This is a genomic window from Pseudomonas sp. GV105, from assembly GCF_003058185.1.
In the GTDB taxonomy this organism is placed as follows: domain Bacteria; phylum Pseudomonadota; class Gammaproteobacteria; order Pseudomonadales; family Pseudomonadaceae; genus Aquipseudomonas; species Aquipseudomonas veronii.
In genome coordinates this window covers 1-14,576 of sequence record NZ_QBUF01000021.1, presented here as the reverse complement: position 1 = coordinate 14,576, position 14,576 = coordinate 1, and the positions used below count along the sequence as shown (strand labels likewise).

Below are 14,576 nucleotides of genomic sequence, written 5' to 3'. Positions count from 1 at the left end.
GTTGATACGAAAACTGTTGTTACTGCTGCTGATCGGTCTGTTCGCGGCGGCGTTGCTGTTGGGGTTTTCGGCCTGGAAGCTCGACTCAGCCCTCAAGCAGCCCTTGCACCTGACCGAGGAGCAACTGCTCGACGTCCCCGCCGGAGCCACGCCGACCGGCACTTTCAATCGCCTGGAAGCCGATGGTGTGCTCGACGGCGCCTTCTGGTTGCGTCTGTACTGGCGCTTCAACCTCGAAGGCCAGCCATTGCACAGCGGCGAATACCGCCTCACTCCCGGCCTCACCGCCCAAGGCTTGATCGGCCTGTGGCAGCGTGGCGAAGTGGTGCAATACAGCCTGACCCTGGTGGAGGGCTGGAATTTCCGCCAAGTGCGCTCGGCGCTGGCCAAGCATGAAAAGATCGTGCAGAGCCTTGCCGGCCTGAGTGACAGCGAAGTGATGGACAAGCTCGGCCACCCAGGGGTTTTCCCCGAGGGGCGGTTCTTCCCCGATACCTATCGCTTTGTGCGCGGCATGACGGATGTCGAGTTCCTCAAGAAGGCCTACAACCGCCTGGACGACGTGCTCGCCCAGGAGTGGAGCAAACGCGCCACCGACGCGCCGTACACCGACCCCTACCAAGCGCTGATCATGGCCTCCCTGGTGGAGAAAGAGACCGGTGTGCCGGAGGAGCGCGGGCAGATCGCCGGGGTATTTGTGCGTCGCATGAAGATCGGCATGCTGCTGCAGACCGATCCGACGGTGATCTACGGCCTGGGCGAGCGCTACAACGGTAAGCTGACGCGTGCCCATCTCAAGGAAGCCAACCCCTACAACACCTACATGGTTGCCGGGCTCCCGCCGACACCCATCGCGATGGTCGGCCGCGAGGCGATTCATGCGGCGCTGAACCCGGTGCCGGGCAGCAGCCTGTATTTCGTTGCCCGGGGTGATGGCAGTCATATTTTCTCGGACGACCTGGATGCACATAATGCCGCGGTGCGTGAGTTCCAGCTCAAGCGTCGCGCCGATTACCGTTCCAGCCCGGCGCCGCAGGTGAAGCCGTTGGAAGACCCCGCGCCGACGAACGATGCCCCCGACGCACCCGCCGAGCCTGCGCCGGACGCCGCCGCACCGCTAAGCCCGCAATGACTCTGACTAAGGACTGCCTGTGACTGGCTTGTTTATTACCCTGGAAGGCCCGGAAGGCGCCGGCAAAAGCACCAACCGCGATTACCTGGCCGAGCGTTTGCGCGCTGCGGGCGTCGAGGTGGTGCTGACCCGCGAGCCCGGCGGTACGCCATTGGCCGAGCGCATCCGTGAAGTGCTGCTGGCCCCAGGTGAAGAACAGATGAACCCGGACACCGAGCTGCTGCTGGTGTTCGCCGCACGCGCCCAGCACCTGGCCGAAGTGATTCGCCCGGCGCTGGCCCGCGGCGCCGTGGTGATTTGTGACCGCTTCACCGATTCCACCTATGCCTACCAAGGCGGTGGCCGCGGCCTGTCCCAGGCGCGCATCGCCACCCTGGAGACCTTCGTCCAGGGCGATTTGCGCCCCGACCTGACCCTGGTGTTCGACCTGCCGGTGGAAGTCGGCCTGGCCCGTGCCAGTGCGCGTGGCCGCCTGGACCGCTTCGAACTGGAAGGCCAGGCGTTTTTCAACGCCGTGCGCAGCGCATTCCTCGCCCGGGCCAAGGCCGAGCCGGCGCGTTACTACCTGTTGGACGCCGCCCAGCCGCTGGCCCAGGTGCAGCAGGCCATCGATGCGCTGCTACCCACATTGCTGGAGCGCGCCCGTGGCTGAAGCCTACCCTTGGCAGGACAGTCTCTGGCAGCAACTGGCGGGGCGTGCCCAGCACGCTCATGCCTACTTGTTGCACGGCCCGGCGGGTATCGGTAAGCGCGCACTCGCCGAACGCCTGATGGCCAGCCTGCTGTGCCAACGTCCGGTCAACCTGGAAGCCTGCGGCGTGTGCAAGTCTTGCCTGCTGCTCAAGGCCGGCAGCCACCCGGACAACTACCTGCTGGAACCCGAGGAAGCGGACAAGGCGATCAAGGTCGACCAGGTGCGTGACCTCGTCAGCTTCGTGGTGCAAACCGCGCAGATGGGCGGGCGCAAGGTCGTACTGATCGAGCCGGTGGAGGCGATGAACATCAACGCGGCCAACGCCTTGCTCAAAAGCCTCGAAGAACCTTCCGGCGATACCGTGCTGTTGCTGGTCAGCCACCAGTCCAGCCGCTTGTTGCCGACCATTCGCAGCCGTTGCGTGCAGCAGGCGTGCCCATTGCCCAGCGAGGCGATGAGCCTGCAATGGCTGGAACAGGCTTTGCCGGACTGTTCCGAAGCCGAACGCGTCGAGTTGCTGACCCTGGCCGCCGGCTCCCCCCTGGCCGCCGTGAAGCTGCAGGCCCAGGGCGTGCGCGAGCAACGCGCGCTGGTGGTGGACGGGGTGAAAAAGCTGCTCAAGCAGGAGTTGTCCGCCACCCAGTTGGCGGAAACCGCCTGGAAGGATATCCCCTTGCTGCTGCTGTTCGACTGGTTCTGCGACTGGTCGAGCCTGATCCTGCGCTACCAGTTGACCCAGGATGAAAATGGCCTGGGCCTGCCGGACATGCGCAAGGTCGTGCAATACCTCGCGCAGAAAAGCGCACAGGACAAGGTGCTGAATATCCAGGACTGGATTCTCGCCCAGCGCCAGAAGGTCCTCGGCAAGGCCAACCTCAACCGCGTGCTGTTGCTCGAAGCGCTGCTGGTGCAGTGGGTCGGTTTGCTCGGCCGGCGTTAATTTCCGTGGCCGACGGGTGTATCGTCGGCCAGATCCTTCCCGTGATTGAAGTTGTCATTTCCTATGCTCGTAGATTCCCATTGCCACCTTGATCGCCTCGACCTCGCCCAACACGGCGGTTCCCTCGACGCCGCCCTGGAAGCGGCCCGCCAGCGTGGGGTCGGGCACTTCCTGTGCATCGGCGTCAGCGCCGACAATGCGGCCGACGTCAAAGCCCTCGCGGATCGCTACGCGGACGTGGATTGCTCGGTGGGTATCCACCCGCTGGACCTCAAGCCTGGCGAAGCTCCGGCCCTCGACTGGTTGCTCGGCGAACTCAACCACCCACGGGTGGTGGCGATTGGTGAAACCGGCCTGGACTATCACTACGAGCCCGAAGCCGCGCTATTGCAGCAAGCGTCGTTCCGCCTGCACCTGCACGCCGCCGAGCAGACCGGCAAACCGGTCATCGTCCACACCCGCGGCGCCCGCGCCGACACCCTGAGCCTGCTGCGCGAAGCCGCATTGCCCCAGGCCGGCGTGCTGCATTGCTTCACCGAAGACTGGGACATGGCCAAGGCGGCCCTCGACCTGGGGTTCTACATTTCCCTGTCGGGCATCGTCACCTTTCGCAATGCCGACGCCCTGCGTGACGTGGCGCGACAAGTGCCGGCCGACCGGCTGCTGGTGGAAACCGACTCGCCGTACCTGGCGCCGATTCCCCATCGCGGCAAGCCGAACCTGCCGGAGTATGTGCGTGACGTGGCGGATTACCTGGCGATGCTACGCGGTGAATCCTACGAACGCTTTGCCGAACAGACCACCGAGAACTTCAAGCGCCTGTTCCCGCTGGCGCACGTCGCGGGTTGACGCGACCAAATCCGAGGCAAAAAAAACCCGGGTTCTGGGGGGGGAATCCGGGTTAAGACCATTAGGAGTAAAACAAGGGCACGCAGTCCGTCGGTACCCAGGTCGACGCTTCACTTGGGGGAGATGTCGCGCCGACAGTTGAAGTATTGATCAGTATCCGATTCAGTCCAGTCGCGTCTGGTCGTTTTTTAAACAGATTTGGAATACGCGCGCTTCGCTTGAGTTCTCATTGAGCGGATGTACAGGCGTAGACGTCACGTATTATTTCTGACTGAACGCCATGAATTCGTCGGCATGCTGAAAGTAATGTGTGTGAGCGGTTCACATAAGCGTTGCCCAACGACCGTTCAGTCGGGATAATCCCTCGTACCGGGTAAATCGTATTGCCACGTCTCCTTGGCCCTGCGCAACCCTCCCTATACCGACCTCTGCAGACCTTTTCCTCATGCAAAAAGAACCCCGTAAGGTCCGTGAGTTTCGCCGCCGCGAGCAGGAAATTCTCGACACCGCCCTCAAGTTGTTCCTCGAACAAGGTGAAGACAGCGTTACCGTCGAGATGATCGCGGATGCCGTAGGTATCGGCAAAGGCACCATCTACAAGCACTTCAAGTCCAAGGCCGAGATCTACCTGCGCCTGATGCTCGACTACGAGCGCGACCTGAACGAGCTGCTGCATTCGGCCGATGTGGACAAGGACAAGGAGGCCCTGTCGCGGGCCTACTTCGAGTTCCGCATGCGCGACCCGCAGCGCTACCGCCTGTTCGACCGCCTGGAAGAGAAGGTGGTCAAGGGCCATCAGGTGCCGGAAATGGTCGAGGAGTTGCACAAGATCCGCGCCTCGAACTTCGAACGCCTGACCCTGCTGATCAAGGGCCGCATCAGCGAAGGCAAGCTGGAAGACGTGCCGCCGTATTTCCACTACTGCGCCGCCTGGGCGTTGGTGCATGGCGCAGTGGCGCTGTACCACTCGCCGTTCTGGAGCAATGTATTGGAAGATCAGGAAGGTTTCTTCCAGTTCCTGATGGACATCGGCGTGCGTATGGGCAACAAGCGCAAGCACAGCAGCGAGCTGCCACCCGTTGACGCTGCACCTGCTGGCACGCCTGCCGCGTAATGATTTGCTGCCAGGTGCAGTAACCCAGGAATATACTCAGGTAAGGCTATTGCTAAAAGCTGATTTATGAGTCAGCTTTTGCTGCGTCTGAATTATCCTCTGCCGGAGTGATCCATGATCGTTGATCGTCAAGGCAGGCGTTTTCGCAATTTGCGGATCAGCCTGACCTCAGCCTGCAATTACGCGTGTACCTATTGCGTGCCTAACGGCAAGCGGCTGGTGGCTGCCCAGGACGAACTCTCGGCCGAGGCCATGGCCCGTGGCGTGGCTTACCTGATCGAAGCCGCCGGTATCGAGCGCCTGCGCATCACCGGTGGTGAGCCGTTGGTCAGCCCCAAGCTGGAAGCCTTCATGGGCGCCGTGGGCGGGATGGGCCTCAGTGAGATCAGCCTGACCACCAACGGCCAACTGCTGGCGCGCAAACTGCCGCTGCTGGTGGACGCCGGCATTCGGCGCATCAACGTGTCCCTCGACACGCTGAACGCCGAGGCCTTTCGCAGCATCGCCCGTGGCGGCGACCTGGCCACGGTGCTCGATGGCATGGACCAGGCGCGCGCGGCCGGGATCAAGATCAAGGTGAATATGGTGCCGTTGCGCGGCCAGAACCTCGATCAGGTGATGCCGCTGCTCGACTATTGCCTGGAACGGGGCTATGAGCTGCGCTTTATCGAACTGATGCGAATGGGCCACCTGGCCAAGGACTCCAATGCCTTCCTGCAGCAATTCGTCAGCCTTCAGCAACTGCTGAGCCTGATCGGCGAACACCACGAATACCTGCAAGCCAACGCTCCCGTGGACGCCACGGCGGTGCGCTACGAAGTGCCGGGCAAGGGTTTCTTTGGGGTGATCGCCAACGAAAGCGTGCCGTTCTGCCGCACCTGTTCACGGTTGCGGCTGTCGTCCACCGGTTGGTTGCATGGCTGCCTGTCGTCGAGCAATCGTCACTATGTCGGCGACCTGCTGGATAAACCGCGCCACCAGGCGCTGCCGGCCTTGCAAGGCTTGCTGATGAAGGCCTTGGGCGACAAACAGGAAGTGGCGTTCTCCGGTGGTGCGACCATCATGAAAATCATCGGCGGTTAACCCGGTTTTCAAGATTGCGCACAATCCAGTGTGGGAGGGGGCTTGCCCCCGATTGCAATGTGTCAGTCCCCGATAATCTGACCGACTCGCCGCAATCGGGAGCAAGCCCCCTCCCCAAATGGCGCGGATTCTGCATCTCATGCCCATTCGCCGGTTTTCCGTCACCGGCTTCTGGAGGATTAGGATGCGTAGTCTGGTTTTGTTGCTGGCGTCGTTGACGCTGAGTGGTTGCATGACCGTCAGCGATATGGCCGAAGGCACCCGTTATCAGATGAGCGACGCCGGGTTGCTGGACCACAGCGACACCCGGCGCTCCGCGTCGATTCGCGTGCAGCCGGACTCCTTTGTCTTCATCGCCCAGGGCGCCTTCGTGCCGCCCGGCAGCGCCTATCCGCGCCCGAACGTGGTCGCCGAAGAAGCCTTCAACGGCTTCGTCGAATACTTCCCCATGGTGCGCCGCGCCCGCCAGCCCGAAAGCCTCGAACAAGCCATGGCCGAAGCCCGTGCGGCCGGCGCTCACTACTTGCTGTACTGCCGCTTCGCCAAGGCGGATGACCGCATCGGCAACGCCGATGAGTGGACCGATCAGCAGGCCCTCGACCGTGTCGGCCTGGACAGCGGCGTTATCCAGATCATGTTGATCGAGACCAGCACCCAGTATTTGATTGATACTGCACGGATTCGCAGTCGTGGCGGTTTACTGACGTTCCACGACAATACGCCCCAAGATCTGATCGCCCGCCCGCTGGCGCAGTACGCCCGAGGCCTGCTGGGCATGAGCGATCAGTAAGCCAGAGGAGAAGCCCATGACCGATTCCGCCAAGGCCAATGATCTATTGGCCCAACTGCCCAAGGGCAAGGGGCCGGCGCCGGTGCATCTGTGGAACCCGGACTTCTGCGGCAACATCGACATGCACATTGCCCGCGACGGCACCTGGTATTACCAGGGCACGCCGATCGGGCGCAAGCCGATGGTCAAGTTGTTCTCCAACATCATCCGCCGCGATGGCGATGAGTACTTTCTGGTCACCCCCGTGGAAAAGGTCGGCATCACCGTCGAGGATGCGCCGTTTGTCGCGGTCACCCTCGAAGTCGAAGGGCAGGGCGAAAGCCAGCGGTTGCGCTTCACCACGCAAGTCGACGAGCAGGTCGAGGCCGATCTTGAACACCCGCTGCGGGTGGTGATCGACCCCGACACCGAGGAGCCTTCGCCCTATCTGCGCGTGCGCGCCAACCTCGAAGCCCTGGTGCATCGCAATGTGTTCTACCAATTGGTCGAGCTGGCGGTGAGCCGTCCGATCGACGGTCAGAACTGGCTCGGCGTGTGGAGCAGCGGGACGTTCTTCCCGATTGGCCTGGAGCCCTGAGGAGGTTTTTTCCTCTCCCTGAAATAATTCGCTTGCTGTAAACGGCTGCTTTCGGTTATCAATTTGTACATGATTAGACATGTCCGATTCGATAAGAAAAAACGCGTCGTCGACGAACTCATCCGCCGTATCGAAGGTGGGGTGATGGCCGACGGTTTCCTGCTGCCGGGTGAGCATCAACTGGCCGAAGAGTTTGCGGTCAGTCGCGGCACGCTGCGCGAAGCCCTGGCCGAGCTCAAGCGCCGCAACTACATCGCCACCCAGGGCGGCGTCGGCTCCATCGTCACCTATGACGGCATGGTGCTCGACCAACGCAATGGCTGGGCCCAGGCCCTGGCCGACACCGGCGCCCTGGTCAGCACCGACATCCTGCGCTTCGAAGCCGTGACCCGCCCGGACCTGTTCAGCCGCTTCGGCAGCGACCAATTCATCGCCCTTGACCGTCGCCGCCGCGCCGCCGATGGCCGCGCCGTGTCTTTGGAGCGCTCGCTGATGCCGGCCTCCGGAGGCCTGGAAGGCTTGCCCCGGGTCGGGCTGATCGACAACTCCCTGACCATCACCCTGGCCGCCTACGGTTACGTCGGCGCCGAAGGCGATCAATGGATCGGCGCCGAGCCTCTGACCGATGAAGACGCCGAGCTGCTCGAGCGCCCGGTGGGCACGGTGTTTCTCAAGGCGTCGCGCACCACTTACGACCGGCGCGAACGCTTCATGGAATACGTGGAGAGTCTGCTCGACCCGCTGCATTTTCGTCTGCACTTGCAGTTTGGCGCGACGAAATGAGCGCGCACAATCGTGCCCTCGGTGCCTTCTACGGTCTGGCGTTGGGCGATGCCTTGGGCATGCCCACCCAGTCTTTGAGCCGCGAGCAGGTCCGGGCGCGCTTCGGTGCCATCACCGGCCTGGAAGATGCCGACGCCGACCAACCCATCGCACCGAACATGCCCGCCGGCTCCATCACCGATGACACCGAGCAGGCGATCCTCGTCGGCGAGTTGCTGGTGGAAGGCCAGGGCACGATCGAGCCGAGCGTACTTGCGCGACGCCTGATCGACTGGGAAGCGCGAATGCGCGCCAAAGGCTCCCAGGACCTGCTGGGCCCGTCGACCAAGCGCGCCATCGACATGATCCTCGCCGGGCATACGCCTGAAGAGTCCGGGCGCTACGGCACCACCAACGGCGCGGCGATGCGTATCGCGCCGGTGGGGATTGCCGCCGATGTCAGCGACCCCGCGCCGTTCATCCGTGCGGTGATCCAGGCGTGCCAGGTGACCCACAACACCAGCCTCGGCATCTCCAGTGCCGCGGCAGTGGCGGCAGTGGTCTCGGCCGGGATCAACGGCGCGGACCTGGGCGCAGCGCTGAACATCGGCAGCCAGATCGCCCAGCAGGCCGAACGCCATGGACACTGGGTGGCCGGCGGCCGTATTGCCACGCGCATCGGTTGGGCGCGGACCTTGAGCGTCGCCAGTGGCGACAAGGCGCTGTTCGCCGACTTGCTCTATGAATTGATTGGCACCTCGGTCGCTTCCCAGGAATCGGTGGTGGTGTCGTTCGCCCTCGCGCAGCAAGTGGCGGTGGGCGAGATGAACGCCTTCGAGGCCTTGTGCGTGGCCGCCAGCCTGGGCGGCGACACCGACACCATCGCCGCGATCCTCGGCGCGATGCTGGGCGCGTGCCTGGGGATGCAATGCTGGCCGGCGGCGATGATCGAACAGGTCCAGCGGGTCAACGGGCTGGCGTTGCAGCCGTTGGTTGAAGGGCTGCTCAGCTTGCGCCAGGCGCTACAGGCCAGCGCGCTCGCGCACTGACCGAGTCAACATTGCGATTTGCGAATTTGCCACAACCCTAACAATACTGGCACCAGGAGCACCCGCACATGAGTACGTCCACTTCAGGCCCAAGCGCCGGGCGCTTGGAAACGCGCGGCATCGAACCGGTCCCCGAAGGCGAGTGCCACGGCCATCCGCTGCAACTGTTCTGGGTGTGGTTCGCCGCGAACATCAGCATCCTGGGGTTGCCGCTGGGCGCCACCCTGGTTGCGTTTCGCGGCCTGGCCATCTGGCAGGCGGTCATCGTCGCCATCCTCGGTGCCGCCGGCTCCTTCGCGGTGGTGGGCATTATCTCGATCGCCGGGCGGCGCGGGCGTGCGCCGAGTCTGACGCTGTCCCGCGCCATCTTCGGCGTGCGCGGCAATATCGGGCCGACGTTGGTGTCGCTGATGTCGCGGCTCGGTTGGGAGACCGTCAACACCACCACTGCTGCGTTCGTGCTGCTGTCGTTGTGTACGCTGCTGTTCCACACCCCGGTCGCGGCGAAAAGTGCGCCGCTGCTGACGCTGCTGTTCATCGCCATTTTCGTACTGCTGACCCTGGCCGTTTCCGGCCTGGGCCATGCGACTTTGCTGGTGATCCAGAAGTGGGCGACCTACGTATTCGGCGCCTTGAATCTCCTGGTCGGCGGCTTCCTCTGCGCCACCATCGACTGGAGCGCAGTGTTCAACGCCACCCCGGCGCCCTTGAGCGCGATGCTCATCGGCATCGGCACCATGGCCGCCGGCACCGGGATCGGCTGGGCCAACGCCGGCGCCGACATGTCGCGCTACCAACACCGCAGCGTCACGGCCGTGCGCCTGGTGGCGTCTGCCGCGTTTGGCGCGGGCATTCCACTGGTGCTGCTGATCACCCTCGGCGGCCTGCTGTCGGTGGGCAACAACGACCTGGCGGCGGCGACCGACCCGATCGTCGCGATCCGCGACATGCTGCCCACCTGGATGGCCGTGCCGTACCTGATCACCGCGTTTGGCGGGCTGTTGCTGTCGAATAACCTGTCGGTGTATTCGGCCGGCCTCACTACCTTGACCCTCGGTTTGAAGGTCAAGCGCGTGTACGCGGTGATCGTCGATATCGTGGCGATCTTCGCCGGTTCGATCTACTTCATGCTGATCGCCGACAGTTTCTACGGCCCGTTCATCACCTTCATCTCGTTGCTGGCGGTGCCGATCACCGCGTGGGTGGGGATCTTCGTGGTCGACCTGATTCACCGTCATTACTACAGCCCCGACGACCTGCTGAACGTCAGCCCAAGCAGTGCCTACTGGTATCGCGGCGGCGTGGAATGGCGCGCGTTGGGGGCGTGGGCCGTGGCGATCGGGCTGGGGTTCAGTTTCACTACCATCGGCACCACCGCCGACAACATCTGGTTCGCCGGGCCGTTGTCCGATTCCTGGTTGGGCCACAACGGCCTGGGCTGGATCGTGACTTTCGTGGTGGCCGGCGGAATATATGCGTTGCTCGGCGGCGCGGCTGACCGGCGTCCGGCATTGGTCGAGCGTGCCAATGCCTAGGTTGCTGCACACCGGCCAGGTCATCGTCGACCTGGTCATGGCCCTCGATCAATTGCCGGCGAGCGGCGGCGACGTGCTGGCGCAATCGGCCCGTTTCGAAGCCGGCGGCGGTTTTAATGTGATGGCGGCGGCGCGGCGCAACGGGCTGCCGGTGGTCTACCTGGGGCGCCACGGCAGCGGCCGTTTCGGCGACCTGGCCCGTGCGGCGATGCACGCCGAAGGCATCGACATCGCGCTGCCCGCCAGCGCCGGCAAGGACACCGGCCTGTGCGTGGCGCTGACCGAAGCCAGCAGCGAGCGCACCTTCATCTCCCATCTGGGCGCCGAGGGCGAGCTGAGCGCCGAGGACTTGGCCAACGTCGCGCCACGTGCCGATGACTACGTGTACGTGAGTGGCTACAGCCTGCTTCTCGACGGCAAGGCCCAGGCGCTGATCGACTGGCTACTGGCGCTGCCACGGGCGATTACGGTGGTGTTCGACCCGGGCCCGCTGGTCAAGGCGCCCGATTCGGCGTTGATGCGCGCGCTGCTGCCGCGTATCGACATCTGGACCAGCAACGGCCCGGAAGTCCTGGCGTTCACCGGCGCGGCGGATATGGCCGAGGCGCTGATCAAGCTCAACCGGTATCTGCCCGCCGACACACTGCGGGTGGTGCGCGATGGGCCGAACGGTTGCTGGGTCGGGCGGGCGAATGCGCTTGAGCCTGTGCCCGGCTTCAAGGTGCGGGCGGTCGACAGCAATGGCGCGGGAGATGCCCACGCCGGCGTGTTCATCGCCGGTTTGGCCAACGGTTTGAAACCGCTCGACGCGGCGCGCCGTGCCAATGCGGCGGCGGCCCTGGCGGTGACGCGCTGGGGGCCGGCGACTGCTCCCGGCGCCGCGGAAGTCGACGCATTCCTCGCTGGATAAGCCCCCGCATTTTGAGCGGTGTTCGCCTGGCTATCGATGTGCGGGTCGGCGCCGTTGTCGATGATCGCGCCTGGATGCCGACGAGCGGTATCAGGACACCTGTAAGGTTTTGTGCGCCGAGAGCTGGCGCGCTATCAGGCGTGCCACGGTGATCATCCAGTTCAGTGCAGCGATGGCCAGTACGCCCATCATCAATGTCGACAGGCCGTAGTCGACGATGATCCTGCCCGCCAGCCAGGGAAACCCGAAGACGCCGACAAAATACGCCAGGCTGAACAGCAGCAACGCCTGGGACGTCGTGCCGGACGGCGCTTCGTGGGCGACCAGCCCATTGATCACCGAATACGTCAGGCCGTAACCCACCCCCAGCGTGGCAGCCGCCAGCAGGTAGCTGAGGTTACCGCTCACACCAAAAGCAAACAGTGCAATCGAGCCGAGCATGATCCCGGACAACACACAGGCGGCCCGGTAGGCATCACGCTTGACCACGAAGCCGGCGATCAACAGACGGCTGGTGATCGCGGCGCTCAGGAACCCCGCGAAGAACAGCGAATAATCCAACCCATGCGCGGCCGCGTAGCTGGTCTGGAACGATGAAAGCCCGCCAAACACGCAACCGCCCAGGCCGACCATGAGGATGGCGAACGCCGCCCTGGACGACAGCACCCGGCGGCTGGCGGCCAGGGAAATCCTCGACGTCGGCGCATTCGCATGGTGCTTGAGTTGTGCGCCCAGTCGCCAGAACATCAGCACCCCAACGAGGCTGGCTGCCCCAGCGATATAGAAGGCGGTCGTCAGGGGCAGGTCCAGCGCACTGGTGGCTCGTCCGAGCAAGGGCCCGGAACCGATCCCGCTCAACATGCTGCCCGACAGCAGCGCAAAGTACTTGGCCCGCTGCCTGGGCTCGACCAGCAAGGTCACGATGATCGGGCCCAGCGTGTAGAACACCCCCCAACCCAAGCCGAGGGCCAGCCCGAACAGCATCAAGCCTTGGCCAAACCCCGGCGTCAGGGCAAAACCGAGGCAGGCCACCACCAGCAACACGCCCATTCCCGCAATCGCCCGTGCCGCGCCCACTGCATCGGCCAAATGCCCGGAGAGCACTACCGCGACGAAGGTACTGAGCATCGCCGTGGAAATCACACTGCCGGCGTCATGCTCATTCCCACCGCGCGAGTGAATCAGCAACGACAGCAGAAACGTCGAGCCGTAGGACAAGGACAACAGGAAGCTGGCCAGGCAAAACAGGACGAATAGTTTTCCGCCCACCGGAGGTGTGGAGTTCATGAGCACGCCTTGGAATCATTGGAGTTATGGCCACGTTCTACCATGCGTGTCAGGGCGGATTGTTCTGTGGTTGCTGGTGCTTGCTTTAGCCCGCAACGGAGTAAGGTGGCCTGGCGATCCCGAAATTGCACTGCAATCTGTCATCAAACCGTCTTAGTATGTGGCCTTTGAATTTGCCCAAGGCGCGCCCATGACCATCGAGATTCGCCCCGCCGTGCCCAGCGATGCTGCGCAGATCCTGACTTTCATCACCGAGCTTGCCGAGTTTGAAAAAGCCCGTCATGAAGTGATCGCCAGTGTGGCGGATATCGAGCGCAGCCTGTTCAGCGAAGGCGCCACCGCCCATGGGCTGATCTGCCTGCGCGACGGTTTGCCCATCGGCTTCGCGGTGTTCTTTTTCAGCTATTCCACCTGGCTGGGCAGCAACTGCCTGTACCTCGAAGACCTCTACATCAACCCCGAGCAACGCGGCGGCGGGGCCGGCAAGAAGTTGCTGCGCCACCTGGCGAAGATCGCCTGCGACAACGGTTGCGGGCGGTTCGAATGGAGCGTGCTGGATTGGAACGAACCGGCGATTGCCTTCTACAAATCCATCGGCGCCCAGCCCCAGGAAGAGTGGGTGCGCTACCGCATGGAGGGCGATGCGCTGCGGGATTTCGCCCAGGGCTGATCAGGTACCCGGTGAAAACCGGCGTCCCGACGCCGGTTTTTTTATATGTATTCTCACTATATGGGATGTAAATTTATATATTGAGATATTTAAAGGTCTGGGTTTATAGTCGGCTGCATCAGCACTCACTACCAAAAATAAAACAGGTGAAGCGATGCAGGCACAACCTCTGTCACTCCCCGCCGTGCCCGAACCGACTTATGGCGAGCGGCTCAAGCACAAGGTGGTGATCGTCACCGGCGCGGCCCAAGGCATTGGCGAGGCGATCGTGGCCTGCTTCCAGGCGCAGCAGGCACGTTTGGTGATCGCCGATATCCAGGGCGAAAAGGTCGAGCAAGTCGCCGCCCACTGGCGCGAACGCGGCGCCGAGATCTACGCGCAACCGGTCGACATCACGTCCCAGGCGCAATGGCAGGCGCTGGTCAACCTGGCCATCGAGCGCTTCGGCCGTGTCGATGTGCTGGTCAACTGCGCCGGGGTCAACGTGTTCCGCGACCCGTTGCAGATGACCGACGAAGACTGGCGGCGCTGCTTCGCCATCGACCTCGACGGCGCCTGGTATGGCTGCCGCACGGTGTTGCCGCACATGATTGAGCAGGGCATCGGCAACATCATCAACATCGCTTCGACCCATTCCAGCCACATCATTCCCGGCTGTTTTCCCTACCCCGTCGCCAAACACGGCCTGCTCGGCCTGACCCGCGCCCTCGGCATCGAATACGCGCCCAAGGGCATCCGCGTAAATGCCATCGCCCCGGGTTATATCGAAACCCAACTCAACGTCGACTACTGGAACACTTTCCCCGACCCCCACGCCGAGCGCCAGCGCGCGTTCGACCTGCACCCGCCCAAGCGCATCGGCCAGCCTGTGGAGGTGGCGATGAGCGCGCTGTTTCTGGCCACCGATGAGGCGCCCTTTATCAACGCCACCTGCCTGATGATCGATGGCGGACGGTCGGTGATGTACCACGACTAGAACTTGTCACTCTCCAATAACAACAAGAGGTGCCGTTCATGAAAAAAACACTCCGCGTACTCGCCGCCGCCATTGCGTTAAGCGGCTTCAGCAGCCTGGCCGTCGCCGAACCCGTAAAAATCGGCTTCCTGGTCAAACAAGCCGAAGAACCCTGGTTCCAGACCGAATGGGCCTTCGCCGAAAAGGCCGGCAAGGAACATGGTTTCAC

General features: G+C 63.3%; 15 protein-coding genes and 1 pseudogene. 15 read left to right on the top strand and 1 reads right to left on the bottom strand.

Annotation, left to right across the window (positions count from 1 at the left end; genetic code table 11):
- Position 1: 1 nt before the first annotated feature.
- From mltG to C8K66_RS28645, 12 genes are all read left to right on the top strand, one after another.
- The gene (gene mltG / locus C8K66_RS28700; RefSeq protein WP_108526639.1) at positions 2–1,132 is read left to right on the top strand and encodes an endolytic transglycosylase MltG; all 1,131 of its coding nucleotides are present in this window, start codon (positions 2–4) and stop codon (positions 1,130–1,132) included.
- A 19-nt stretch (positions 1,133–1,151) separates the two neighbouring features.
- Positions 1,152–1,784: a dTMP kinase gene (gene tmk / locus C8K66_RS28695; protein WP_046382369.1), complete on the top strand. Its 633-nt coding sequence runs from the start codon at positions 1,152–1,154 to the stop codon at positions 1,782–1,784.
- Positions 1,777–2,766 carry a DNA polymerase III subunit delta' gene (locus tag C8K66_RS28690; protein ID WP_046489299.1) on the top strand — a complete coding sequence of 330 codons (990 nt, stop codon included), beginning with the start codon at positions 1,777–1,779 and terminating at the stop codon, positions 2,764–2,766. The genes tmk and C8K66_RS28690 overlap by 8 nt, the downstream gene beginning before the upstream one ends.
- A gap of 63 nt (positions 2,767–2,829) precedes the next feature.
- Positions 2,830–3,615 carry a TatD family hydrolase gene (locus C8K66_RS28685; RefSeq protein ID WP_046382371.1) on the top strand — a complete coding sequence of 262 codons (786 nt, stop codon included), beginning with the start codon at positions 2,830–2,832 and terminating at the stop codon, positions 3,613–3,615.
- 445 nt (positions 3,616–4,060) lie between these two features.
- On the top strand, positions 4,061–4,729 hold the full coding sequence (locus C8K66_RS28680) for a TetR/AcrR family transcriptional regulator (RefSeq protein WP_046382372.1): 669 nt from the start codon (positions 4,061–4,063) through the stop codon (positions 4,727–4,729).
- Positions 4,730–4,843: 114 nt separating this feature from the next.
- Positions 4,844–5,812, top strand: coding sequence for a GTP 3',8-cyclase MoaA (locus C8K66_RS28675; RefSeq protein WP_046382373.1), 969 nt, complete (start codon positions 4,844–4,846; stop codon positions 5,810–5,812).
- A gap of 184 nt (positions 5,813–5,996) precedes the next feature.
- The gene (locus C8K66_RS28670) at positions 5,997–6,602 is read left to right on the top strand and encodes a DUF4823 domain-containing protein (RefSeq protein ID WP_046382374.1); all 606 of its coding nucleotides are present in this window, start codon (positions 5,997–5,999) and stop codon (positions 6,600–6,602) included.
- A gap of 16 nt (positions 6,603–6,618) precedes the next feature.
- Complete coding sequence (locus C8K66_RS28665) at positions 6,619–7,179, top strand: DUF1285 domain-containing protein (RefSeq protein ID WP_046382375.1); 561 nt, start codon at positions 6,619–6,621, stop codon at positions 7,177–7,179.
- A 69-nt stretch (positions 7,180–7,248) separates the two neighbouring features.
- Positions 7,249–7,962, top strand: coding sequence for a GntR family transcriptional regulator (locus C8K66_RS28660; protein WP_046382376.1), 714 nt, complete (start codon positions 7,249–7,251; stop codon positions 7,960–7,962).
- Positions 7,959–8,990, top strand: coding sequence for an ADP-ribosylglycohydrolase family protein (locus tag C8K66_RS28655; protein ID WP_046382377.1), 1,032 nt, complete (start codon positions 7,959–7,961; stop codon positions 8,988–8,990). Before C8K66_RS28660 ends, C8K66_RS28655 begins: the two co-directional genes overlap by 4 nt.
- Positions 8,991–9,058: 68 nt before the next feature.
- On the top strand, positions 9,059–10,525 hold the full coding sequence (locus C8K66_RS28650; protein ID WP_046489304.1) for a cytosine permease: 1,467 nt from the start codon (positions 9,059–9,061) through the stop codon (positions 10,523–10,525).
- Positions 10,518–11,435 (top strand): PfkB family carbohydrate kinase, encoded by a 918-nt coding sequence (locus C8K66_RS28645; RefSeq protein WP_108526638.1) that lies wholly within the window; start codon positions 10,518–10,520, stop codon positions 11,433–11,435. Before C8K66_RS28650 ends, C8K66_RS28645 begins: the two co-directional genes overlap by 8 nt.
- 90 nt (positions 11,436–11,525) lie before the next feature.
- On the opposite strand, the gene C8K66_RS28640 is transcribed toward C8K66_RS28645, so the two are convergent.
- Positions 11,526–12,722: an MFS transporter gene (locus C8K66_RS28640; protein WP_057005495.1), complete on the bottom strand. Its 1,197-nt coding sequence runs from the start codon at positions 12,720–12,722 to the stop codon at positions 11,526–11,528.
- Positions 12,723–12,912: 190 nt separating this feature from the next.
- Here C8K66_RS28640 and C8K66_RS28635 point away from each other — a divergent pair, with 190 nt between their 5' ends.
- From C8K66_RS28635 to C8K66_RS28625, 3 genes and pseudogenes are all read left to right on the top strand, one after another.
- Positions 12,913–13,392 carry a GNAT family N-acetyltransferase gene (locus C8K66_RS28635; protein ID WP_057005494.1) on the top strand — a complete coding sequence of 160 codons (480 nt, stop codon included), beginning with the start codon at positions 12,913–12,915 and terminating at the stop codon, positions 13,390–13,392.
- 154 nt (positions 13,393–13,546) lie between these two features.
- Complete coding sequence (locus C8K66_RS28630) at positions 13,547–14,368, top strand: SDR family oxidoreductase (protein ID WP_046382383.1); 822 nt, start codon at positions 13,547–13,549, stop codon at positions 14,366–14,368.
- A gap of 38 nt (positions 14,369–14,406) precedes the next feature.
- Positions 14,407–14,576, top strand: a pseudogene (locus C8K66_RS28625) (arabinose ABC transporter substrate-binding protein); the annotation flags it as partial.